General features: G+C 44.1%; 23 protein-coding genes, 2 pseudogenes and 1 riboswitch. Of the genes and pseudogenes, 9 read left to right on the plus strand and 16 right to left on the minus strand.

Annotated features, from left to right (window positions below; translation table 11 throughout):
* Positions 1-40: 40 nt before the first annotated feature.
* Positions 41-1,408 carry an amino acid permease gene (locus L985_RS16535; RefSeq protein ID WP_047394058.1) on the minus strand — a complete coding sequence of 456 codons (1,368 nt, stop codon included), beginning with the start codon at positions 1,406-1,408 and terminating at the stop codon, positions 41-43.
* Positions 1,409-1,568: 160 nt separating this feature from the next.
* A riboswitch (glycine riboswitch) is annotated at positions 1,569-1,646 on the minus strand.
* A gap of 209 nt (positions 1,647-1,855) precedes the next feature.
* Between L985_RS16535 and L985_RS16540 the strand changes: the two genes are divergently transcribed.
* The gene (locus tag L985_RS16540) at positions 1,856-2,395 is read left to right on the plus strand and encodes a histidine phosphatase family protein (protein ID WP_047394056.1); all 540 of its coding nucleotides are present in this window, start codon (positions 1,856-1,858) and stop codon (positions 2,393-2,395) included.
* Here the strand turns inward: L985_RS16540 and L985_RS16545 are convergent.
* Positions 2,387-3,361 carry a PD-(D/E)XK nuclease family protein gene (locus tag L985_RS16545; protein WP_052169463.1) on the minus strand — a complete coding sequence of 325 codons (975 nt, stop codon included), beginning with the start codon at positions 3,359-3,361 and terminating at the stop codon, positions 2,387-2,389. The genes L985_RS16540 and L985_RS16545 overlap by 9 nt on opposite strands.
* 221 nt (positions 3,362-3,582) lie before the next feature.
* On the opposite strand from L985_RS16545, the gene L985_RS16550 reads away from it, so the two are divergent.
* The 4 genes and pseudogenes from L985_RS16550 to L985_RS17305 all read left to right on the plus strand — a co-directional run bounded on the left by L985_RS16550 (position 3,583) and on the right by L985_RS17305 (position 6,235).
* Positions 3,583-4,806 (plus strand): MFS transporter, encoded by a 1,224-nt coding sequence (locus L985_RS16550; RefSeq protein ID WP_052169462.1) that lies wholly within the window; start codon positions 3,583-3,585, stop codon positions 4,804-4,806.
* A 272-nt stretch (positions 4,807-5,078) separates the two neighbouring features.
* Positions 5,079-5,219, plus strand: a pseudogene (locus L985_RS17295) (helix-turn-helix domain-containing protein); the annotation flags it as partial.
* Between the two features lie 18 nt (positions 5,220-5,237).
* Entirely contained in the window at positions 5,238-5,396 is a 159-nt protein-coding gene (locus L985_RS17300) for a hypothetical protein (RefSeq protein ID WP_235147593.1), read from the plus strand.
* On the plus strand, positions 5,381-6,235 hold the full coding sequence (locus L985_RS17305; RefSeq protein ID WP_419718458.1) for an IS3 family transposase: 855 nt from the start codon (positions 5,381-5,383) through the stop codon (positions 6,233-6,235). Before L985_RS17300 ends, L985_RS17305 begins: the two co-directional genes overlap by 16 nt.
* A gap of 57 nt (positions 6,236-6,292) precedes the next feature.
* Here L985_RS17305 and L985_RS16565 read toward each other — a convergent pair whose 3' ends face one another.
* Both L985_RS16565 and L985_RS16570 read right to left on the minus strand, forming a co-directional pair.
* Positions 6,293-6,814 (minus strand): NUDIX hydrolase, encoded by a 522-nt coding sequence (locus L985_RS16565; protein ID WP_047394902.1) that lies wholly within the window; start codon positions 6,812-6,814, stop codon positions 6,293-6,295.
* An 18-nt stretch (positions 6,815-6,832) separates the two neighbouring features.
* Positions 6,833-7,327 (minus strand): LURP-one-related/scramblase family protein, encoded by a 495-nt coding sequence (locus L985_RS16570; RefSeq protein ID WP_047394907.1) that lies wholly within the window; start codon positions 7,325-7,327, stop codon positions 6,833-6,835.
* A 230-nt stretch (positions 7,328-7,557) separates the two neighbouring features.
* Between L985_RS16570 and L985_RS16575 the strand changes: the two genes are divergently transcribed.
* Entirely contained in the window at positions 7,558-8,553 is a 996-nt protein-coding gene (locus L985_RS16575; RefSeq protein WP_047394909.1) for a tRNA dihydrouridine synthase, read from the plus strand.
* Positions 8,554-8,598: 45 nt separating this feature from the next.
* Here L985_RS16575 and L985_RS16580 read toward each other — a convergent pair whose 3' ends face one another.
* From L985_RS16580 to L985_RS16600, 5 genes are all read right to left on the minus strand, one after another.
* Positions 8,599-9,111 (minus strand): SF0329 family protein, encoded by a 513-nt coding sequence (locus tag L985_RS16580; protein ID WP_047394912.1) that lies wholly within the window; start codon positions 9,109-9,111, stop codon positions 8,599-8,601.
* Positions 9,112-9,142: 31 nt separating this feature from the next.
* Entirely contained in the window at positions 9,143-11,902 is a 2,760-nt protein-coding gene (locus tag L985_RS16585) for a glycoside hydrolase family 3 protein (RefSeq protein WP_047394915.1), read from the minus strand.
* 16 nt (positions 11,903-11,918) lie between these two features.
* Positions 11,919-12,983 carry an alpha/beta hydrolase gene (locus L985_RS16590; RefSeq protein WP_047394920.1) on the minus strand — a complete coding sequence of 355 codons (1,065 nt, stop codon included), beginning with the start codon at positions 12,981-12,983 and terminating at the stop codon, positions 11,919-11,921.
* Between the two features lie 192 nt (positions 12,984-13,175).
* Entirely contained in the window at positions 13,176-14,363 is a 1,188-nt protein-coding gene (locus L985_RS16595) for a DUF4317 domain-containing protein (RefSeq protein WP_035395462.1), read from the minus strand.
* A gap of 82 nt (positions 14,364-14,445) precedes the next feature.
* Positions 14,446-14,643, minus strand: a complete 198-nt coding sequence (locus tag L985_RS16600) for a hypothetical protein (RefSeq protein WP_047394923.1) — start codon at positions 14,641-14,643, stop codon at positions 14,446-14,448.
* 192 nt (positions 14,644-14,835) lie between these two features.
* Here L985_RS16600 and L985_RS16605 point away from each other — a divergent pair, with 192 nt between their 5' ends.
* Positions 14,836-15,456, plus strand: coding sequence for an HNH endonuclease family protein (locus tag L985_RS16605; RefSeq protein WP_442856724.1), 621 nt, complete (start codon positions 14,836-14,838; stop codon positions 15,454-15,456).
* 15 nt (positions 15,457-15,471) lie between these two features.
* Complete coding sequence (locus L985_RS16610; RefSeq protein WP_047394930.1) at positions 15,472-15,711, plus strand: hypothetical protein; 240 nt, start codon at positions 15,472-15,474, stop codon at positions 15,709-15,711.
* Positions 15,712-15,924: 213 nt separating this feature from the next.
* Here the strand turns inward: L985_RS16610 and L985_RS16615 are convergent, their stop codons facing one another.
* Positions 15,925-18,240, minus strand: a complete 2,316-nt coding sequence (locus L985_RS16615) for an AAA family ATPase (RefSeq protein WP_047394933.1) — start codon at positions 18,238-18,240, stop codon at positions 15,925-15,927.
* Between the two features lie 213 nt (positions 18,241-18,453).
* Here L985_RS16615 and L985_RS16620 point away from each other — a divergent pair.
* Positions 18,454-18,585: pseudogene (locus L985_RS16620) on the plus strand (helix-turn-helix domain-containing protein); the annotation flags it as partial.
* Here L985_RS16620 and L985_RS16625 read toward each other — a convergent pair.
* The 6 genes from L985_RS16625 to L985_RS16650 all read right to left on the minus strand — a co-directional run bounded on the left by L985_RS16625 (position 18,560) and on the right by L985_RS16650 (position 24,840).
* A complete protein-coding gene (locus L985_RS16625) occupies positions 18,560-20,812 on the minus strand; it encodes a P-loop NTPase fold protein (RefSeq protein ID WP_047394937.1) in 2,253 nt (750 codons plus the stop codon). The pseudogene L985_RS16620 and the gene L985_RS16625 overlap by 26 nt on opposite strands.
* 134 nt (positions 20,813-20,946) lie before the next feature.
* Complete coding sequence (gene rlmH, locus L985_RS16630; protein ID WP_023469837.1) at positions 20,947-21,426, minus strand: 23S rRNA (pseudouridine(1915)-N(3))-methyltransferase RlmH; 480 nt, start codon at positions 21,424-21,426, stop codon at positions 20,947-20,949.
* A gap of 72 nt (positions 21,427-21,498) precedes the next feature.
* Positions 21,499-21,660: a CxxH/CxxC protein gene (locus L985_RS16635; RefSeq protein WP_071908844.1), complete on the minus strand. Its 162-nt coding sequence runs from the start codon at positions 21,658-21,660 to the stop codon at positions 21,499-21,501.
* Positions 21,661-21,805: 145 nt separating this feature from the next.
* Positions 21,806-23,095, minus strand: coding sequence for a S1C family serine protease (locus L985_RS16640; RefSeq protein ID WP_047394940.1), 1,290 nt, complete (start codon positions 23,093-23,095; stop codon positions 21,806-21,808).
* A 106-nt stretch (positions 23,096-23,201) separates the two neighbouring features.
* Complete coding sequence (locus tag L985_RS16645) at positions 23,202-23,993, minus strand: MBL fold metallo-hydrolase (protein ID WP_023469840.1); 792 nt, start codon at positions 23,991-23,993, stop codon at positions 23,202-23,204.
* Positions 23,994-24,003: 10 nt separating this feature from the next.
* The gene (locus L985_RS16650; RefSeq protein ID WP_023469841.1) at positions 24,004-24,840 is read right to left on the minus strand and encodes a two-component system regulatory protein YycI; all 837 of its coding nucleotides are present in this window, start codon (positions 24,838-24,840) and stop codon (positions 24,004-24,006) included.
* Positions 24,841-24,845: the final 5 nt, after the last annotated feature.

Here is a 24,845-nt window from a genome sequence, read left to right on the forward strand (position 1 = left end):
AACAAGCCGCTCGGATTAGATCCGACCGGCTTGTTTTGAATTACGCACTTTTTTGGTCAACTGCTTGTTGTTTCTTTTTTCGGAGATGATACAGTCCGAATAGTCCGAGGAACCAAACCGGTGTCAGCAATAAGGCTGGACGTGTATCGTCAGCAAACAGCATGACGACGAGAATGACTGCAAACAATCCGAGCACGAGGTAATTGACGAATGGTGTCAATGGTGCTTTAAATGTCGACGCCGCATGCAATTCCGGATTTTGTTTCTTGTACCGGAGATGACAGACGAGGATGACACCCCAAACCCAGATGAAGCAGATTGCACTGATCGTCGTGACGATACTAAATGCTTGTCCTGGTAACATTTTACTGAGCAAAGCACCAACTGAGACGACGATCGTCGAGACGAACAAGGCGTTTGCTGGGACATGGTTTTTGTTCAACTTCGAGAACTTGTTCGACGCTTGCTGTTGATTTCCCAGGTTATACAGAATCCGGCTCGTCGAGAACATTCCGCTATTACACGCAGAAGCAGCAGACGTCAGTACGACGAAGTTGATGATTCCTGCTGCGAGTGGAATCCCGATCAGACTGAACGTCTTGACGAACGGACTTTCTGTCGCACTCAGTCCTGTCCATGGGTTGATCATCAAGAGGACGAGTAAAGCACCGACATAGAAGAATAAGATCCGAAGCGGAATCTTATTGATCGCGGACGGAATGTTCTTTTTTGGATCCGCTGTTTCTGCTGCTGACACCCCAACGAGCTCGACGCCGACATAGGCGAAGACGACCATTTGGAACGATAGCAAGAATCCAGTAATTCCGTTTGGCATCCAGCCACCATGTGACCAGAGGTTCGACACCGTCACAGGACCAGCGTCCGTTTTAAAACCGATGATGAGCAGGACGATTCCGACACCAATCAAGGCGAGGATCGTCACGACCTTGATCAAGGCGAACCAAAACTCGAGTTCTCCGAACAATTTAACGGTCAATAAGTTAAAACCAAGTAAAATCAAGAGCGCAAGAACGGCTGGAATCCATTGCGGGATATCAAACCAATACTTGACGTACAGACCGACGGCGATGATGTCCGCCATTGCCGTCATGATCCAACAGAACCAGTACGTCCAACCGGTCACGAACGCGGCACGTGGTCCGAGATAATCTTCTGCGATATCCGTGAGTGACTGATAGCCTGCTTTTGACAATAACAATTCCCCAAGTGCGCGCATGACGAAGAAGATTGCGATCCCGACGAGTAAGTAAGCAAAAATGATCGATGGGCCGGCGAGTTGGATCGCTTTTCCTGATCCTAAAAACAAGCCCGTTCCGATCGTTCCACCAATGGCAATCAACTGTACATGACGATTCGATAAATCCCGCTTTAATCCTTGCTGTTCCAAACCTGAACTCCTCCTTATGATGGCTTCTCTACGCTTCAGACCGTTCTGTCGGTCCTGAAAAAGAAAAAAAGAGACTGGACGAATGTCCAATCTCAACAAAATCAAAGGAATAACCCATACACGCCACTACGACATTCCATGAATGCCCGTCGCTGCATGTGATTACTCTTCTGTCCGTTTGCCTGAGATTGTGAACCCTTCGGCGCCGTGTCAACACGGTCTCTCCAGAAGCTGCTCCTGCCATAGTGTGACCCATGACAATCATAGCTTTCTCTTTATTTGATTATCCGATGCGTCGCTGCATCGATGAATTGTTTCTAATTCTAGTAATCTCGACAGCGTTTGTCAACGCCTTTTTCAAAATGATTTTTCAATTCATGAAAAGGACTTTACCATCTTTTCCAGAAATCATACAGCACGACTTGATCACGAAAGGAAAGATGAGACATGTTGACAATTTACTTGATTCGCCACTGCGAAACGACTGGTCAAGCACCTGATGCCCCATTAACACCTCGTGGAGAAGAACAGGCGCAACGACTGTGTATGCAGCTACTTGAGCTTCCGATCACGCATCTTATTTCGAGTCCGTATCGTCGTGCGCTCGACTCGATTCAACCCCTTGCGACTGCTCTGAAACTGTCCGTTGCACAAGAAGAGGACTTAAAAGAACGACGGTTAAGTGCTGTTCCACTTGACGATTGGCAGGACCATCTTCGTCGAACGTTCAGCGATCCAGACTATACGTGTCCTGGTGGTGAATCTAGCCGGATAGCAACTAAGCGCATCACGCGTGTCGTTGAGGAAGCGTTGCAACAGCATGATGGATCGATTCTTGTGACACATGGGAATTTATTATCTTTATATCTGCATTCAATTGATCCAACGTTTGGATTCGAAGAAAGTTTACAGCTGAAGAATCCGGATATTTTTAAGGTGACACAAGTAGATGATGTAATATCTTTTCAACGAATCGATCTACACTAACGGAGCCTGACTAAAATACGCATAACGCTTCAACTCTAATACGGTTTGTTCAAAATTAATTTTTTGATCATCAAAGACTTGTATGTAATCGGGGCGTTGTGCAATCGTCATCGTTTTTCCACTACGAACACTTTTTGGTCGACTTAAATTCAACTTATTTTTTTGAGAATACTCTAGTAATGCTTGCATACAGTGATCTCGATACTCTCTTATATTTTGACTATCAGCAGCTTCTACCTTTGCTTTTAACACTGATTCTTCTAACTGCCAATAGTGCGGTTGACTATCGTCTCCTTTCCACCAGAATGCCCAAAATCCTCCACGTGCATTTGCAACGCGTCCCCATTTTCCGTTCTTCAATTCTTTTTGCAGATCTCTATAGAATCCTTGCCAAGAGAAAGAATTCCATTCGGTGATTGGTAGTGATTTATACGATTCGATCGAAGTGTCGATCTGCTTGAGATACTTAAGATAATCGTTCAAAATATCATTGGTCGTCGAAACATGAAGACCGCTCAGTACTTCGATCATCTTCGTTCGCGTAAATATTTTATATTCTGCCTCTGTCACGCCGGAGTAGTCGCCTTGTTCTACGATTTTGTAATAAATCGGTATCGGCTTCAAATACCATGTTTCGGGGTGAGTTTTGACAATTTCTAGATATCGACGTAATTGATCTGAATGATGACTCGTAAATACTTTGTCCTCAATCATAATGGCATATTTCTCATTGATGATCGCTAATATATCTAGACTATTGAACTGTCTTTTAATACACACACTTTGAATCGATTCGTTTAATTGACAGTTATGAAGATCAAAAATTTCTTTAATAAATACATTTGCAATCGTATGGAGTTGTGCATCGTCACTTCGTGCTTCTTCTTCTGCCCACTTCAATAACCAACATAGAAAAGCATCTTGCGATAACTCACTTGTGGCATAATCAAAAATATTAGGTTTCAAATGAACGCCTCCTTTTATTACAATTATAACCATTTAATTCCCTTTTATTATTCATTTGAAGAATAATAACTAACCCTACTCATTCAATTTGCTTATATATTTCATAAGAACTATCTATTTTACTTCCCTTCGGAACGGCTTTATATTGAATGAATTGATAATAAAGTTAAGTAGTTTTCGATTCATGTATGAAGCGGAACTTCAGAAAAGAAGGGATTTTTATGTCTACCACAAAAAAAGGCTATTTCATGATGATCGTTCTCTGGTTCGCCTATGCGACCTTCGCCATGAACTGGGTCGCGGGTTCGTCGTTGACACCACAAATCACGGCGTATTTCTTCGGCAATCAGACCGTTGACCCCCTCATCTCACAACTCGTCAACTATTCGATCACGACGGCACGTGTTTTCGCGAACATTCTCGCTGCGCTCATCTTGATGAAGCTCGGTCCGAAAAAAGCACCGTTACTCGCATTGTTGTTCCTGATGATGTCGATCGTCGCCATCTATCTACCGAACTACTGGGCGTATACAGTCGCTCGCATGGTCATGGGACTCGGTGGTTCGATGGTCATCGTCTATATGAATCCGGTAGTGACACGTTACGTCCAGGATCCGGCTGAAAAATTACGGATCAACGCTTTCAATACCGTCTCGTATAACGTAGGTGCATTCGTCGTGTCACTCTTGTTCACCTTGTTCGCTGATCAATTCGTCAGTGACTGGAAACTGACGTTGACGATCTTCGCGAGTCTGACAGCAATCCTCTTCTTCGCATGGTGGATTGGTAGTGAGTCGTTCGAGTTGAACGATGCTGCGGACGCAGACGAAACGCCTTACGGTTATGGAGATGCTGTCCGCGATCCATTCCTTTGGAAATATGCGGTTGCCTTCGGCGGTTTCTTGACGCTCTATATCTTATCGCTCGTCGGCTTGAAACCCGTTTTCGATACGTATACGCAGTTGAACGGTTCGCTCGTCAACCTGTTGGTCTCAGGTGCTGGTATCGTCGGGACGTTCGTTGGTCTACGGATCGGTAACAAAGGAACACCTCGTAAACCGATTCTGTTGATCAGCGGGACGATCATGATCGCGAGTTTCCTCGTCACGATCTTGTTCGGAAACATCTCGCCAGTCGTTTCGTATGTCTTTGCGTTCATTTCCGGATTTGCGATGTACATCCAGTATCCGATTTTCATGAACTTGGCACACGAACGAAAAGGTATGACACCGCAAAAGATCACCGTCTTATTCGGTCTCTTCTGGGCAATCGCTTATGCGACGCAGACGATCTTTACGATCATTTGGAGTTATGCACTCGGACATGCGGGGTACACGGTCTCAATGATCGTCTTCTTCCTCTGCTGTTCCGTGTATCTGTTCTTCACGTTCTTCTTACCAGAAACAAAACCAAAACGGACGGATGCACTTCGAAAATCCGCTTAATCCACCAACAAGCCCTTCCGAATCATGAACTGCCCCATAAAAGTTGGACATAAAAATCCAACTTTTATGGGGTGTTTTTTATGGTCAAATATACAAAGGCGTTTAAAGTCCAAGTCGCTGAGCGTTATCTGACAGGACGAGACGGATACTGAGGTGTAGCGATAGAATTCGGGATAGCACGTGAACTGATCCGCGAGTGGTCGCGTCTCTATGAGCGTTGGGGGGAAACGATCTTCGATCCTTCCTATACAAGCCACTCGCTGGCATTTAAACTGGAGGTATTAAACGACATGGTGACCAACAGGCTGTCCAATATAGAGGCGGCCGTAAAGTACCGAATTTCTTCCCCAGGGACGATCTCGAGATGGCGATCGACGTATGAACGGGAAGGGACCGCAGGTCTGGTCGCCAGACCGAAAGGACGTGCCCCGATGGCGAGACGCAAGAAGAAGGAATTTGAAGAGATGACAGAAGTCGAGAAGCTCAAAGAGCGGATCGAGTATCTCGAGATGGAGAACGCTGCGTTAAAAAAATTGAAAGCCTTGGTTCAAGAAGAGAATGCGCGACGAACCGGATCAAGGCACAAGTAATCGACGAATTGCGGTCAGTCTATCCCGTTCCGGGACTCCTTCGCGTGCTCGGTATGGCACGAAGCGTCTATTACTATTGGCGGACGCGCCTGACGGGCGAGGACAAGTATGCGGAGGTGAAGACAGCTATCCATACTCTCTTCCACGAACACGAGGGACGATGTGGCTATCGTCGCATCCACGCACTTCTCGAACGCCAAGGCTTCCGGCACGATCCGAAGACCGTACGCCGTCTCATGAATGAGCTCGGTCTAAAATGTCTTGTCCGTATGAAGCGATACCGCTCCTATAAAGGACGGGTCGGAAAGGTCGCACCGAATCTTCTCCAACGTGACTTCAAGGCCACCGGCCTGAACCAGAAATGGGTGACTGACGTCACTGAGTTTCACCTGTTCGGGGAGAAACTCTACCTCTCGCCGATGATGGACTTGGGAAATCGTGAGATCATTGCTTATACCCTATCGGACCGCCCTACCTATCAATTCGTTGGTGAAATGTTGGATCAGGCAATCGGGAAGCTCGACGGGAAAGCCCGACCGATTCTGCATTCCGACCAAGGGTGGCATTATCAATATCGAGCGTTCGTCGGTACGCTTCACGAGCACGGCATTACGCAAAGCATGTCCCGTAAGGGCAACTGCCTCGACAACGCAGCCATCGAAAGCTTCTTCGCTGTGCTCAAGTCAGAGCTCCTGTATCTCAAGGAGTTCGATGACATGGACCACTTCAAATGTGAGCTCGAGCGTTACATCGAGTACTATAACCATCGTCGTATCAAGAGACGACTAAAAAACCTGAGCCCGGTGGAATACCGGACTCAGGTCCTCAAGGTCGCCTGACAAATTATTTATTGTCTAACTTTTTTGGTTCAGTTCAATCACCGGAAGGGCTTGTTTTTATACTTCATTATGCGCGCCGTAACTATGACGAAGAGCAAATAACAGCCGAATCAATGATTCATGATAACCGATGAACCATCCTTCTTCGATCCCGTTGACGATCGCTTCTTCTGTCATCCAGGCGACGCGCTGGACTTCTTCTTCCTGTAGCGTCAACGTCGACAGATCCACTTCCTGCTCGACGAGATAATAATCATCAAAACCGATTTCAAACGGAATCGTCAGATGGGGACGAATGCCCGTGAAATCGATGTCGAGTCCAAGCTCTTCCGCCAATTCACGTTGCGCCGCCATCTGACTCGTATCCCCACTAATCGCACTGCCGCCGACCGTCACATCCCACATGTTCGGCCAACCAGATTTGAACGGTTGCCGTTGTTGGACGAGCATCTCTCCTTTGGCGTTAAAGACACAGACGTGGATCGTCATGTGATAATCCCCGGCTGTATGTGGCGTTCCCCGTGTCCAGAGTCGTCCTGTTTTCTTGCGATCTGCTGTATATACGTCCCACTGTTCCATCCTAAATCATTCCCCTTTTTAATCAATGAAAGATGTAGAGTTCGAACTTTCCTCCGCCTTGACGCAATCAATCGCGACGACGAGGGCGATCAACAATTCTTCCATCGCTTCATCTTCGACTTCAATGATGTACTGATCGGTCCAAGAAATCCATTTTTTCTGAACGCGACCAATCCGTTGCCCTTGTTGTAGGACTTCAAAATCAACATCCCACCAGTCACCCGTCACTTCGAATTGATCCGAGTTGATCGTATAGCGGTCCTTGAAGAACGTGAACTCTTTAATGATTTCAAACGATTGCCCTGCTGCTTCGACATAAAAGACCGGTCGGAAACTGAACGTTTTCTTCGTGATTTCCGCGACTTCCTCTCCATCTCGGTTCGTCACGCTGAACGACTTCGGAAGTTTCATAAAACTGCCCTCGATGTGATAGGCGTCGTGCCCTGCCTCGTCTTGAATCGAGAATCGTCCACGTAAACTAAACGCTTTTTCTTTCATATAGAGTGTATGCATACCGGTCTCCTCCTTTAATGTATAGTCTCATTTACGCGATCATCGACGGAAAAGATTCAATATCTGGAAACTACCTCCGTCCAACTTTCTCTTATTTCCTTCATTCCCTCCTGCATCTAGTGAATCGCATCCCTTACTTGCACTTTTTAGCCAGAGCGCTTAAAGTGTATAGTTGATGAAATTCTTTAACCACACATGTGCATTACCTTAAGGAAAGGGTTTAATATACTATGAAAAAGAACTTTTGGCAGGACTTACCACGACCATTTTTCGTCTTAGCTCCGATGGAAGACGTCACCGACGTCGTCTTCCGCCACGTCGTCGCAAAAGCGGCGCGTCCGGACGTCTTCTTCACGGAATTCACGAATACAGAAAGCTATTGTCACCCGAAAGGCAAACAGAGCGTCCGCGGACGTCTTGAGTTCACGGAGGATGAACAACCAATGGTTGCTCACATCTGGGGCGACAAACCGGAATATTTCCGCGAAATGAGTATCGGCATGGCAGAGATGGGCTTTAGCGGGATCGACATCAACATGGGTTGTCCCGTCCATAACGTTGCTGTTAACGGTAAAGGCTCCGGTTTGATCAATCGTCCGGAAGTCGCAGCTGAACTGATCCAAGCTGCAAAAGCGGGCGGTCTCCCGGTCAGCGTCAAAACGCGTCTCGGTTATACGAAGGTCGAAGAGTGGCACGATTGGTTGCGCCACATCCTCGAGCAAGATATCGCGAATCTCTCGATTCACCTCCGGACACGTAAAGAGATGAGCGCCGTTCCAGCGCACTTCGAATTGATTCCGGAAATCAAGAAGTTACGCGATGAGATCGCACCACAGACGTTACTGACGATCAACGGGGATATCAACGATCGCCAACACGGGCTTGAACTCGTCGAGAAATACGGTGTCGACGGTGTCATGATCGGTCGCGGGATCTTCCACAACCCGTTCGCGTTCGAAGTCGAGAAAAAAGAACATTCGAGCCAAGAACTCCTCGATTTGTTACGTCTGCAGCTTGATCTGCACGATCATTACTCGACTCAATTCGAGCCACGTCTCTTCAAGCCATTACGCCGGTTCTTCAAGATTTACGTCCGCGGATTCCGCGGTGCGAGTGAACTGCGGGTCAAATTGATGGAGACGAACTCAACGGACGAAGTGCGTGCCTTACTCGACGCCTTCGTTGAAGAAGAAGGGATTCACGAGGTCAACTCGTTTTCAATCTAACAGCAAAGCACGCCTCCTCGTCTTGAGGAAGCGTGCTTTTTCGTGTCACCAGTGTTCAACGGTTTGCCGCGTATCTGCACACCACCGTTCAAAGTCAGACTGATGCGTCAGCGACAGGAAACGTCGTTTGCCGAGTCGCCGATCGAGCCGTGCGATGCCACGGATGAAAGGATGTGGATGAACGAGCGCTTGTTCAAACGCGAGATTCGGGTACTGCAACAAATCTTGTTGCATCTCATAGTTCTCTAGATACCCGTCTTGTTTGACCTGTCGTTCAATTTCAGCGGATAACGCATGCGACTGCTTCAACCAGTCGGACTGCCCTAGCAATCCGGCTGATTTTTCCGGTAACTGTGCAGCTTGTAACGCATAACGCCGCTCGACTTCCCGTTCGAAGTGAAAGTCGTCTGCTCCGAGAATCTCTTCTCCGTCAAACGTCACCCAGACGCGACTAGGACTATCTTGAATCCGGTAGACAGCTGCATGAAAAGCAATCCGCCCCTGTAACGACGGGGCAAGCAGTTGCTCGACCCGTTTTTTGATGATGGAAAACTGCAAGCGATCCGTCCTTTCCGTCCGGCTAATGTGATTAGCCGTTCTTCATATGAAACGATTCCGCAAGTGTAAACGTCAACTCTTTTAACTCCAGACCACCGAGTGCAAAGTAGAGTTTTAAATAGTTGTGCGGGTTGAAGACGAAGACGTCCTTCGTCTGACTGACCCACTCGCCGTTCGTCCCGTTGAAAGTAAATGTCGCGACCGGCATGTTGTTCGCAAACAACGTCACCGGCATCTGCGCCAGCTCACCGGCATTCGAACGTGCCGTCAACGTGACCTGATACATCCCTGTCTCTTCTGCCGTGACAGCGAAGACGTGACTGCTGCCCGTCGTCGTCGCGACATCCGTTAACGAGAAGGCATCCCCACTGACGAGACGTTGGTGCGAGACGGCTTGATCTTCGAGTGTCTCTTCTTCGACCGGTGCCCCGAGGACTTCAATCGATGTTGCTGTTCCCATCACACGGTCCATAATCGGTGACCGGAGTAAGAACTGACAGATGTTCGCGGCACTCCGCAGTAACTCGGAACGTCGAAGTGTTCCGTCAGCGAGAGCCGTCAACGTATCATCCTCGAACGGATTCGTTCCTGGTTCGCCGACGACCATGTAGAGATCGTTTTGCGAACGGACCATCGTCGCCGTTTGTTGGCGGTTTGCTTCCGTTCCCTCCGCGTTAATCTTCGCCCACCAGTCGGTCATGACGATTCCGTCAAAGCCCCACTCATCGCGCAAGATGCGTGTGTTCTGATCGTACAAGCCAGCAGTCCAGATCCCATTGACGGCACCATACGTCGTCATGATCGAGTAAGCTTTCCCGTCCTTGACGGCCATCTCGAATCCTTTCAGGTACAACTCACGTAACGCCCGTTCTGATACGATCGAATCCAGATCGTGTCGGTGGAACTCTTGGTTGTTGGCACTGAAGTGCTTCAACGTTCCCGTCACACCAACACGGTGCATCCCGTCAAGCTGCGCCACGGTCATTTTTCCGGTCAGATACGAATCTTCCGAGAAATACTCAAAGTTCCGTCCGTTGAGTGGATGACGGTGGAGGTTCATCCCGGGTCCAAGCAACGTATCGATCTCGTTCTTCCGTAACTCAAGACCTGTCATCTCAAATAGATCGGCAATCAATGTTGTGTTGAACGTCGAGGCAAGCAATGTTCCGTTCGGTAACGAGAAGGCTTTCGTCCCGATGTCCATCCGGATTCCGGACGGACCATCCGCACAGCAACCTGCTGGAATGCCAAGTGCTTCGAGTTCTGCCGTCACGCCACCGAAGGCGCCCGCCGTTCCCGGTGTGACGCGCGGTGAGTTCATCCCTTCCCCTCGGACGATCGCTGCGAGATCCGCATCCGTCAATTGATCGAGGAACGTCTCGAGCGTGACCTGTTCTTCTTTAACGTCGCGTAACTTCCAACCAGCGTCTTCCGTCTGCGTCCGTTCAACAGGACGCTCCTGTTGACGACGTTGTTCCGGATCGATCGTCCGCAATGGTGTCGCTTCATACGTCACCGTATATCCCGTTTCGGTCGCTTGCGGTTTGATGCGTTCAAACGCCGTCACCGGTGCCATGTTCTCCGTTAAGATGTCCGTGACGTCAAGCGTCTCGACGGAATGGCTTGCGACTGGAACCGCCGACCGGACGTCCGTTCCGAGATAGAGCTGATACGTGCCAGGTTCTATGACATAAGACGATTTATGCCCGGTGACGCCACTATCGTCATAACTCGCAAATGAGGCGAACGGTACGACGAGTGTGAGAGATTCTTGCTCACCTGGTGCGAGTTCTTCTGTCTTTCCGAACGTAACAAGTTGACGCGTCGGGTTCCCGAGTTGTCCCTGTGGTTTCTCGAGGTATCCTTGTACGACTTCCTTCCCACTCGTCTGCCCGGTATTCGTCACCGTCGCTGTAACAGTCCAAGCATCAGCTGACGTCGTCACGTCTGTCGTCAGGTCAAACGACGTATACGATAATCCATACCCGAACGGATACAAGACCGCTTCCGGTGCGAACGTCTCGAAATAACGGTACCCGACATAGATGTCTTCTTGATACAACGCGCGATCGGCATGACCGAAGTGTGGTGTTGACGGATAATCATCGAGTGAACGGACGATCGTATCCGGTAATTTTCCGGACGGTGAGACGCGGCCGAGCAAAAGATCACTCAGTCCGGTTCCCCCTTCCATTCCTCCTTGCCACGCGTAGAGGACAGCACTTGGCGCCGTTTCTTCAACCCAGCGCATATCGATGATGTTCCCGACGTTCAAGACGACGACGGTCTGTTTGAAGTGTGTCGTCACGAGTCCGAGCATCTCCTGTTCTGTCTCCGTTAAAAAATAACTCCCTGGATCCGCCGTATTGTCGCGGTCTTCCCCAGCCGTACGACCGATCATGATCAAGGCAACATTGGAGTCAAGCGCTGCTTGCTGAACGAGTGTCGCGTCAAGCGGCATCTCTTCTTGCGACCACGGCTCGGCTGCCCAGCCTTCCCCTTGGTCAAACGGATGGTCTTCAAGCCAGTTCTCGTACGCCTTGAGGACGTCTGCATTCAGCGTTACGTCTTCGCGTAGCATGTCGAGCGGACTGACGACGTTCGTAACGTTGACCATCCCGCCTGATCCTGTTCCACTTTTATAGTAGTTGAACTGATTACGTCCGAAGACAGCGACCGTCGATGCGGGTTGCAACGGGAGCACACCATCATTTTGTAAGAGGACCGCCCCTTCCGCAACGGTCTGTCGTGCGAGTTTTGTATAGGCTTGCCAATCGAGCGTGTATGTCATGCGTCATCCACCTTTGTTAGTTAGTTTGAGAAAAGAATCGTTTTAAGTCCTTCGCGATTTCGTCTAAGCTGTCTTCGGCTTGCGGATACAGACCGAGTTTATCAAGAAAGGCATGTTCCATCCCGCGGTACTGGAGATAACGGGTCTTGACGCCGGCGCGCGCCAGTTTTTTCGCATACGCTTCTCCTTCAAGACGTAAGTAATCAAACTCTCCCGTAATGACGAGTGCCTCTGGTAGATCATCGAGCGTCGCGAACAACGGTGAAATCCGTTGATCCTTTGAATCACTCGCTTGGACATACCATTGCTCGAGTACACCCTCTTCATCTTGAAGCGAGAGAATGATCCGTTCGAGTAACTGCGGTTCCGTTTGTCGATCATACGCTTCAAGCGTCCAGTTATATTCCGAATTCGGATGTTCACCAACATTGACGACTGGATAATACAAGACTTGATAGCGAATGTACGGCGTCGGACGCTCGCGGTCAAGTAAACAACAGACCGTCGCCAAGTTCCCACCGGCGCTATCGCCGGCGACAGCGATTGCACCCGGATCAATCCCAAGTCGATCAGCGTGTTCGACTGCCCAATCGATCGCTGCATGACAATCCTCAAGTCCTGTCGGAAACGGATGCTCCGGAGCCAATCGATAGCCGACCGACAAGACAGCGACGTTCCCTTTATCGGCTAATGCCTTACATGGATTCTCGACCGTCTCGAGCGCGCCACCGAAAAAACCACCGCCGTGGAAATAGACGACGAGTGGGAGCGGACGCGCCGCTTCCGGACGATACAGCCGTGCTTCGATCGTGGTACCGGGTCTTGGGATCACGAGGACATCCGTTGAGATTTGCCGAGTCGTCACGTCTTCGTTGTCCCAGCCCATGCCGGCACGCGCCAGTTCAACTGGCGACGCCCCTTCTGGCATCGAGACCGATGGACGTTGCGTGAGAACGACCTCACGGACACGCGGATCGAGTGTTCCCGGGGTCAAGACGTCAGGAATTGGCTTATCGACGATTTCAAGTCCGTCTTGATGGATGGATGAACGATTTCGTAACGTTCGTAGCAAATCTTGCATCGAGGCGGTAGACAAATGGATCGCTTCCTTTCTGTTCAAACCGTTATCGAAAGCGCTTTCGATAACCACTAAAAAAAATTTCGAATGCCTCTTTTTCAAAAAAAAGACCGCTTACATCACAATATACCTGTCTTTGACAGGAGAAGCAAATGTTTCACCTAAAAAAATCAGCGCAGTCACCTGCGCTGATCCTCATCGTAATTGTTCTTGTGAAACGATCGTAAAACCATCGATGACCGTGTCTTCCTCAACCTCGATCAACAGGCAGCGTTTGCCTTGGTAGTTGACTTGTTTGACGTACTTCAAGTCTTGCGGACTGATTGCGATGTTTGCGACCTTCGTATTGATTTTAATCGATTTCGCTTCATAGTTCGGGACGATGTTACTCGCCTTCATCTCGTATGTCGGATCGTCGACGACCGTCTTGAACGCCCGTTCGACCTGCTCCGTGCTGACGTCTTCGACACCGCTCGCCTTGAGGACACGCTCGACTTCCTGGACGTCGAGCATCGGTACTTCTTCTTCATCCTGATCCTCTTCGACGACGATCAACTGGTTGATGTTTTCATAGACACCAGCTAACGTCTTCGTATCCATCGATTCACCGACGACTGATTTGACAATCTCCTCGAAGATCGCTTTATCCTCATCTGCCGTGACGATTGGTTGACCGTTCAAGACGTTTTCAAGGAAGCCGAAATCCGGTTTATTCGGTTTGCCCGCCGCATACAAGACATGATTGACGTCTGCTGCGTTGTCGGTAAAGGTCGGGAAGAGAAATCCACCGATCGGCGACGCCAGTTTGATGACCGGATTGATGAATAAGTTCGACTTGAATTCCCGTTCGACAAAATCAAAGACGAGCGATTGTTTCGGTAACTCCGTTAAGTTAAGGCTACCGAGGATGAACGGCGTCGTATAGACGTCGTCATTCGGATCGATCTCTGTCTCATCCGCTTGGCGCTTCGTCGTTTTATAGTATTGTCCGCGAATGAACGTGACGACGAGGTCATTCTCGTACTGGACGTCTTGAACCATCTTCAACGCCATCGTCTGCATCTGTTCGACCCAGTCCTCCGGCTCTTCCGCATACAGTCCTTCATAAAGGAGCTGTTGCGTATGACCCGTCTCTCCTTCTTCCGGATGGGTGAACTTGACCTCGAACAGCTTAACGTCGAGTTTTCCACCTAGTACTTTCTTGAAGTTCGCAAGAAACAGCTCCTGTTGCTCCGGATCAAGCAATGGAAACGGTCGGGCTTCCTCATGATAGATTTCACTCGTCTCTTTTCGAATATAGACGTTGTAGATTTCATGGATTTTTAGTAAATCGGCATCCATCTTGAAGTGACGACGGATGTCGGCGATGTCTTTTTTATTCATGCATACCAGCTCCTCGAATCATTAAAATCCTGCTTCCTGAAAAGCGTACCATATGCGAGATGACCCGACATCTTTTAGAAAATTAATGCGCACGGAATGAATACGCGCGTGTGACAGGATTAACGATCTCATATTCATATTCTTGGTTGGCAGCGCGAGCTTGCGCGATACAATTTTCTAGTTCTTTTGTGTTGAAATAACGTTGCGCTTCCGTCAAAGTGCCACTTACGACTAAAAAGATACCGAACACGATCAACCATCCTCTGATTCGTTCGTTCATGATGTAGTCCCCTTTCTTCTCCACCTAAATCCTAACATCAGACTCTTCAATATAATGACAAAAGTTTAATTTTAATAACATTTACACGATATTCATTTTCTCCTAAATAAGTGATGCCATACTAAAAATTGTGAAGGGTGTCTTCACATCATCTCGTCTCATACATAGGAGGAATGACACGTGTTCAAAGCCATCAAGTCCATCGTCATCACTACGCTCGTCTGCCTGACCGCTTTCCAATTTGATACGACGTCTGTTTCCGCGTTACCATCGGGCATCTCATCGAAAGCGACGGCCCAGTCTCAACTCGATGCCTTAACGGTTAAAACAGAAGGCAGCATGACCGGTTATTCACGTGATTTGTTCCCGCACTGGAGCAGTCAAGGAAGCGGCTGTGACACACGACAAGTCGTCTTAAAACGTGACGCCGATTCATATGTCGGATCGTGCCCCGTTACATCCGGTTCTTGGTATAGTTACTATGACGGACTGACATTCACGAATCCGTCTGACCTCGACATCGATCACGTCGTATCGCTTGCGGAAGCATGGCGTTCAGGAGCAAGCAGCTGGACGACGACGACACGTCAAGCGTTCGCAAACGATTTAACAGGTCCGCAATTGATTGCTGTCTCTGCAAGCTCGAACCGTTCAAAAGGGGATCAGGATCCGTCGACATGGAAGCCGACACGAGCAGGTGCGAGCTGTGCTTACTCAAAGATGTGGATCAATACGAAGAGCCGCTGGAACCTCAGCTTACAGTCGAGTGAAAAAACCGCCTTACAAACGATGTTGAACACATGTACATACTAAAAAGGAGTCGATTCGATGGAAACGAAAACCTCTACTTTTACCGCCACACATGGTGTCATGACGCAAGAAGTCGGTGTCATCAGCGGTGAACTCGAACTCCGGACGACCTGTCAGGAGGATGGGACGTTGGAACTGAAGATTGCTTACGTCGGAGCGATAGATGTCTATACGTTACCCGGAAGTTATCGTGTCCACGACGTCCGTGATCATGACGTCATCCATCAGATGCTCGTCAATATACTAGAGCGAACATAATGAAAAACAGACGCTGTCCAAGTCAATGGACGGCGTCTGTTTAAATTATTAGTTATTAATAAATGTCATACAATAATTCATTAAATCTGTTCTTAACTAAAAGACTTGTTGCAATAAAATAAAAAAATTTGAATATAAATTAATCTTAAAATTCAACTGAGAAATTCATCACAAAATCGAAGAAAAATTTTGAAATTAAAGATTGTAAAAAGCTTACGAGATATTATTAATAAAAGCATCGTATTGTTCTTTATCTATTTTTTCAATAGTATTCAAAATTAATTTTGCTTCCTTTTGAAATTCTGGAATATCTATGGGCTTCGATAGTCTATCAAATTGCTCTTCGCCATGTGAATATTCATTGTTAATTCTCTGCATAAATGAAATTAATTCCGGGGAATCTTTAAAAAATAGTTTCATTCTATGATCATTTTTAATTTTAGTATTTGGATATTTAAAGAATAAATAACTCTCTAAAAATTTTCTCGCATTATTAGGAAAATTATAGAAAATGTGATAATTTTCATTATTTTGAGGCTTTGTTGCTACTATATTTATTTGATTAAAAAGAAAAATAAATTCAGTAACATATTCCTTCATGTAATTTGGCATATTCATCAATATACTATTGCTAAAGTTTTCTTCCTTTTCTTGTCGCTCAATCATTAGATATGTTTTCTTTTTTCCAACACGTCGAAGATATTTGAAAAAATCAAGATTATGAGTAGAAATAAAAATCTGTTTGTATTGTTCTTCAACAATTTCAGAATCAATTAAACTGAAAATATAAAATATGTTATTACCATCTAAGCTACAAATTGGATCATCTATAAAAATTGAATACTCATTCTTTTTATCTTTTGAAATATCTTTTAGTGTAGCTAAAAAATAACTAAAAGATATTAAAGTTTGTTCTCCTTCACTTAAATTATATGCAATCTCATCGCCTCTTTTTATTACAAAAGTACTATGAGATTCATTCTGATTTACTTCTAAAAATAGTTCTGGATGTCCTAAATAAACACTTAAATATTCATTCACCTTTTTTGCTGCTTTCAATTCATCACTTAATTGACTTTTTAACTGATAAATTTCTTTAGTCAACCGACGAATTCTAATTTCTGTATTATTCATTTCCCTATTTTTTTTTGTACATTTTTCAGCTTGTAGTTGAATCTTTTCAATTTCTTTTTGATACTCTATTTCATCGATAAACTTTTTAATGTCGTGTAGCCTTAATTTTTTTAATGAAGTGTCTTCTCTTTTTTCTATTCCTGAACTAAACTTATTATTTTTTTCAATTAGGCTATTGATATAAGAAATACAATTATCTATCTTCGATTGAGAATCATTGATTAGTGTCTTATCAATAAAATATTCATTATAAATATTTGAAGATTTTAGCATAAGTTTGCTTAATAAATAATTTAAATTATCAAAATAAATATTTTCGTATTTTGCTAATTTTTCTAGCTGAGTTTGATATTCATCTTGAAATTCTATATAAAAATCTTCTTTTTTATAAAGGTTTTTTGAGTTCACATTCTTTATATGATTTTCAATATCATGAATTAAACTATTTACTAATTTTTTATGTGTCTCAGCTTCTTCGGTAAAATGTTTCTCTAATTGACTCCAAATAATATTCGTTAGTTCAGAGTTACAAAATGCACAACGATCTTTTTTATGTTTATGATGTCTAATTCCTTCTTTTACCCAGTCTTGTAAGTCAGGATTATTTATTAAGTAGCTAATTGCTTCACTTGGATTAATTGATTTTTGGACTAATTGGCTACTTTTTTCTATGTATTCTTTTATTTTATTTTTAAACTGTGGTAACTTTTTTAGTGTTTTTTTTAATTCTTCATTCAATACTTGTTCAAGCTTAGTTACTTCGGTCTCAGAAAGTTCATTAGCAAATTCTATTTCATTTTTTATATTTTTTATATTATAATCACCCCTCATACCTATTCGAAATAATTTCGAATTCCTTTTAATATTTTTAGCTCGAGTTCTTAATTTATTGTCTAAGCTTTCATTCAAGTTTTTTAGCTCTTTTTTCGCTTCATCAGCTTCAAACTTTATACTATTTTGTTCTCTTTCATTACCGTAAAGAGAAATTTTTAATTGATCTAATTGTTTATTTTTTTCAACAATCATTTTTTCGATTTCTACGTTGTGTTCGCCTAAAATTGCAAATGGTAAAATATCTCCAGATTTGTTTGAGAGAAAACTTAGATTTTCTAACTTAAAATCTGAATTGTATACTCGAAACTTTAAATCATTATTTTCTAAATTAATAGATGACAAAGATTTTTGGTCAGAACAATCAATTGTAAAACTTCCATTTTCAAAATCACTGTGCATCTTTTTTTGTTCAATAGATCTGAAAATTCTTGACAATGTAGTTTTACCTGAATAATTTCTACCATAAATAATATTCAATTTTCCTAAATTTGAATCGACACATTTCGTCCACTTAAAATCTTTAAACGTTCCAAAAGATTCAATGTTTATTTTTTCAATCAATATAGTACCTTCTTTCCAAAATATACTTTTTTTACTATTATATAATGAATATAAGATAATAACTAAATAGAAAATTAATAGTTTTAATTCAAATGTTCTATTTGAAGGACGAATTGTAATATTAAGTGCAAAATCTAACGGAAAACACGAAAAAACTCATAACGACCTCGTGTAGAATAAAGTTAATACACCACATTCAACGGAGGATTCATTATGAGCTATGTTCATCTTACTACATCAGCAAGAGTCAATATAGAAACTTATCTAGAACTTGGATTTTCAATACGAAAGATCGCTAACCTTTTAGAGTGTCACCCGTCTACAATCTTGTGCGAACTGAAGAGGATTGGATTACTTCATCTAGATAAACTTTCATTTTATCTGAATTGACACCAGATTCATTTTCAGATGCATAAAATAGATACACATCATCTTTTAATTCAGGATAATCATTTGAAATTATTTTCTTAATTTGATTTTTAAACTTTTCATACGCTTTTTCATTCTCTCGAGAGAACCAAAATAATACTAACTTATTTTTCTTTTGAGTATTATCATTATACTTTTCTAGCGTTTTTAATAGTCTATATGCTATATCGATATCATGATTTGTCGAAAAATTCTTATATTTTACTTCAATAACAATATCAGGTAACTCATTATGTTGCGCAATGATGTCAAGCTCTCTATTGTTTTTAGTTACATTATAATTCAAAGGTGATAAATATTTATCTACGACATAAAAACAATAGTTTTCAAATAATTGTGGCATAACATTTCTAACATAATTGCTGTTTTTTAATATATTATCAGTATCTTTTACACTTAATTTTTGACCATGCTTAATTTTACTACTTACTTCAACTAAATCTATATTTTTATTATTTAACCAGTATTCCTTTACTATACCTATATTTATTAATTCTTCTCTAATTTTATTTAAGCTCTTTTTATTATAATCCTGATCATTTTCTTTTAAATCCATTAATATATTTCTAGAATGTCTTTCTATTTCATTCATACTGTCTAAAAACCTTATTTTATCTATAGATTGCTCATCTTCTTTATTGATACCTTCTACTTTTATATCGGCTTTTACTGTCCACCGATATAAAATTTCGTCACCATCGTTAAGAATAGTTTTTTCAAGTAGTTTTTTATCTAATAATTTACTAATTAATTCATTACATATTTCATTTAACTGAAATTTAGTCCAAATTGGATATTGCTCTGAATAATCTTCTTCAAACGAATATATTTCATTATTAGTAAAATACAACTTTCCTTTTAACTTCATCTTTTTTATCCAAATAAATAATTGATAAGTTAAAAAATCTTTCACACCATTATCATGATCAGAAATTTCAATGCTATTTTCTGTCATTTCCATTAATATTTCTAATATTATTGAGTCAGTTTTATACGAATTTAGATTAAATTCATCTATGTATAAATAAGATTCATTATTTTCCCATTCTATATTTTGTAATATTAAATTATTAAATTTTCTTAGTGTTCTATAAGAATTTAATATCAATGAATCGCTGTAATTATTTATTAATTCGTTGTTAACATCCGACGGTTCATTTATATAAGAATTAAATAATTTCTTTAAACTTATATTTGTAGACAATGGAACATGTATAGTCTTTGCAAATATACTTGTCATAATCGAATCATCTAAAACACTTGAATTTATAAATTTATAATATAGTTTTTGACCTGATATAACAATAAAGCTTGCCAAGTTTGATAATAGAAGTGGCTTTAAGTCAGATATAGTATTATTCATATCCACTTCGTTTTCAATTTTATCCAACTCATCAAAAACAAATATTACTTTTATATCCTCTTTTTTTAATTTTTCTAAAATATTCTTTAAGTGATATTCAGCTATTTCATCATCGTATAATGATTTTCTATTTAATTCTTCCAAAGCAGAATTATTTTTTTGTTTTTTTAAATTTAACTTAAAGCTTGTAATAAAAAACCAGCATATACTTAAAATTAGTACTATAATATTCCAAAATCCTGACATAATAGAGATGATATCAAAGCTAATATTTAAACTTGCTATAATTACAGCTAATAAAGGACTTATAGCTTTTAATACATCCTTTAAATTAAAACTTCCCTCCATGCTAATATTAAGTTCTTTTAAATTTTTAACACTTGAACTTTTAAAAACTTCATAAAATGTATGATCATACAAAAGTTCGATTGTTTCTTTCAATTGTTTATCTTCTATTTTTTTATATACCTCACTCGATGACAACGTGAGGTATATTTCTCGGATAAGCTTTCGTAATATTAAAGAATAGCTTTCATATTTAGAGATATTTAAATGTACAAACACATAGTTGTTGTCTTTTTTAATTTCATCTTCTATATCACTAATTAAAGTTGTTTTACCTGCGCCTCTATATCCGGATATTAAAAAAGAAGAATTATTACCAAATTTTAATTGTTGCACTAATTGATCTTTGATTTCTTGCACTTCTACATTGGTGTTTCGTACATCTCCATCTATATAATTAGAATTTATTTTTTGTGAATCTATTTTTATTTTCATAATGTAAATTTGCTCCAAACAGAATTATTTTGTAATTAACTTATTCATTTACAAGATTCACTAAGTTACAATCTATCGGAAATATTGATATGCATTCGTTTTTTGTCTTATTACACTTATACTAAAAGCTTAAATTATTTATGATACGGCTCATTCCGATTAATCCGATACGCCCGATAAATCTGTTCACAGAGGATCATCTTCATCAATTGATGCGGGAATGTCATCTTCGAAAACGAAATCGTATCGTTCGCACGCTGCATTACTTCTGGTGCAAGACCGAGTGATCCACCAATGACGAAGGCAATTTTGCTCTTGCCATATGTCGCGAGTTGATCGAGTTCTTTTGCGAACTGTTCACTCGTCCGTTGTTTTCCTTCGATAGCAAGTGCGAGGACATGAACGTCCGGTCCGATCTTCGCTAAAATCCGTTCGCCCTCTTTTTTCTTCACTTGCGCCATCTCCGCTTCACTCAATTGCTCTGGTGCTTTTTCGTCCGCGACCTCGATTTCTTGGATCGAACAGTAGGCGCCGAGACGCTTCGTATATTCAGCGATGCCTTGCTTCAAATACTTCTCTTTTAGCTTTCCGACTGTAATGATGGTAATTTGCATCTTTTTTCTCGCTTTCTGACAGAAAATTCAGGAGTTATCCACAGAGTTATCCACAAATCCACATGTTGATATTTATTTTTTGCTTGACACAAGATATGTTGCCGATGCCTCGCAGTATTCACACGTGATGTTTTTTTCTGGATTTAGCTGATCGAGAATCGGGTATTGTTCTGTTTCATCTACGATTTCGTCGAGTGCGAGCTCGACATGTTCTAAACAAACGTACTTATCCACAGGTGGTCTCCTCCTTTCACTTATCCACATTTATCCGCTTCCAGTATAACAAATATCGACCTTCCTGACCGAAAAAGCCGCAGGTTTCCTCGCTCAAAAAAACCATCCACAGGTCGGACCTGTGGATGGTTTTTCAGGTTATGCCTTATTGAACAGTTGGTGACTGAGCCGACAACTTCACATCTGCTGTCTGTTTTTCACCGCCACGGTAGAACGTGACTTTGACCGTATCACCGACTTTTGCATCCCGGTAGAGGACACTTTTCAGATCAGCGAACGACGCGATTGCTTTTCCGTTGATTTCAACGATGACATCGTTTGCTTTCATTCCCGCTTTTTCGGCTCCGCTATTACGTGTCAAACCGACGACGACGATCCCTTTCGTGACATCGTTTGGTAATTTTAACCGATCTTCGCGGTATCCGCTTGGGAATTCCTGCACGTCACGGATCTGAATCCCGAGCTGTGGACGAACGACTTCACCGTTTTGCTCGAGATCACGCATGATTGGTAACGCTTCGTTGATTGGAATCGCAAATCCGACTCCTTCGACGCTCGCTTCCGCAATCTTCATCGAGTTGATCCCGATCAATTGACCAGCTGTGTTGATGAGCGCTCCACCGGAGTTACCCGGGTTGATCGCTGCATCCGTTTGGATAACTTCCGTATTGAAGTCTTGCTGTCCATCCTTGTTCGTATCGACTGGAACCGTCCGTTGCTGCGCACTGATGACACCTCGCGTGACTGAGTTTGCAAAAATCCCGAGCGGATTTCCGATCGCAAGCACCGTTTCACCGGCACGTAACGTATCCGAATCCCCCAGTTTTGCGACTTGTGTCACTTTCGATGAATCAATCGAGAGGACCGCTAAATCGTACGTCGGATCTTCGCCGAGGACTTTTGCCTCGAGTGCTGTTCCGTCGGATAACGTGACAGACAAGCGGCTCGCCCCTTCAACGACGTGGTAGTTCGTAACGACGTAAGCTTTATTGCCGTCTTTTTTATAGATGACGCCGGACCCTGCACCCGTTTCCTGATCGGTTCCTTGGAACGAACTCTGAAGGTTCGTCACGCTCACGACGGCTTCCTTCGTCTTACCGACCGCACCGACGATATCGGCTTCATCCTCTGTCGTCTGTGTTGCAGTCTGTTCCGCTGTCGTCGACGAAACCGGAGTCGGACTCGTCATCTCATCGCGGACGAACGGCCACGCGACAAGAGCAATCAACAAGGCTCCGACGATTCCGCCGATCAGACCGACGAAAAAGGCTTTTCCGGCACCGCGACGACGCGGTGGTTCTGGTTGTTCTTCATATGGTTCACGATAAGGGCTGACCGGTTCGCTCGTTGCCGGCTGACGGGGCGGGAAGCCGCTCTCATCGGATGACTGTTCGTATCGTTCGGATTCGTTCCGTGGTTCTTCGGGTCGATCCATCGACATACGCCTCCTTTATGACTCTCTTTACACAAGTATACCCCCATCACGTGGCAAGTGAGCCAAATGTGGGGGTCTTTTGAGCATATTCAGTAATTTCCCATAATCAAAGCTTTAGGAGAGGCGTCGGAATGACCGGATCCGTGTCGAGAAGCTGAATCTTACTCAGATCGACGTCACGGCTCGCGAGCGTCTGGGAGACACTCATCCGGGCGAGTTCCTTCATGTTGTTGTCCTTGCTTAAGTGAGCCATGTGGATGCGTTTCGTCCGGTCATCAAGGACCTCGCTCATCGCGATTGCGGCGTCCTCGTTCGAGACGTGTCCGTAATCTCCGAGGATCCGTCGTTTGACGCTCCACGGGTAATGTCCCATCTGGAGCATGCCGATGTCATGGTTCGCTTCGAAGATGTAGGCATCAGCGCCCCGAATGACACCTTTCATCCGGTCCGAGACGTATCCGGTATCGGTGATATGCGCCAATCGTTTTCCCTCATGGGCGAACTGGAAGAACATCGGATCCGCTGCATCATGACTGACGTTGAATGATTCGACTTCGATGTCACCGAACTGCTTGACCTCTCCGACTTCCCAGAGGAACTTCAGCGCCGGATCAATCTTACCGATCTTCGCTTCCATCGCTGCCCATGTCTTTTCATTCGCATAGAGCGGGATGTTGTACTTCCGTGCCATGATGCCGACGCCTTTGATATGGTCGGAGTGTTCATGGGTGACGAACAGACCATCGATGCCATGCGGCGACCGGTCGATCTGGTCGAACAAGGCGAGCATCGCCTTGCCGGTCAGTCCCGCGTCGACGAGCAAGCGGGTCTGTTCACTTTCGATATAGAGGGCGTTCCCCGTCGAGCCACTGGCCATAACGCTGTAGTGTAGGCTCATCGTGCATTCCTCATTTCTCTGAGACTGTATCCAATCGTTCGACGGTCTGGACACCGCCGTCAATCGCATTGACGAAGTAGACTTCTTCATTGTCGAGCTCGATTTGCCACGTCGGCGGCAGGATTTGAACCGATTCCGTGCCTTCCGTGACGAGACAAAAATAACCGAGCTTGTGACTCGTCAACCGTTTTGATGCCGGGAACAAGCCTTGCTCCGACAACTGGACGATTGCTTCACTTGCCGATAACAACGTCACGTCCTGTGCTTGCCGGACGACCTTGTTCAAGTGGCGTTGTTTGTAGCTGACGATTTCCTTTGCATCATTCAGCTGCAAGACGAGCAGGGACGGTCCGATCATCGCATCGTCCTCACGCGACTGCTGTGGTGTCGAATAGAGCGGCTGTCCCTTATACGTCTGAACGAATGTCATCTCCTGATACTTACTATCATACTTCCAAAATGTATATTCGGCACCATATCGAACGGACGCTTGAACGAACGATGAAGCAGAATCCCGCATCGTCTTCGCATCGAGTCGATACGGTTTCGTCAACCGGACCGACCACTCGACATCGTTCTTGACGGAAGCGACCGCGTCACGAATCGGTGAACTCGCGAGTGGCGCTAGCGTCCGCGCATCGACTTCGGCTGTTAAATAGCCGATGTCTCGCGTAACCGGTTGTAGTTTTTTCTCATCGATTTGACGATCCTTCAAGATCGATTTACCGGTCGCACTCGTCGCGACGATCCGCGGTTCGACCATCCGGTCCATCAATTGAATGGCAAGGTAGACGTTCAGGATCAAAAAGGTCAGCATCAATAAGGTCTTCGCTTTACTCCAGTCCATTCATC

The organism is Exiguobacterium sp. ZWU0009, assembly GCF_000798935.2.
Lineage (GTDB): Bacteria > Bacillota > Bacilli > Exiguobacteriales > Exiguobacteriaceae > Exiguobacterium_A > Exiguobacterium_A acetylicum.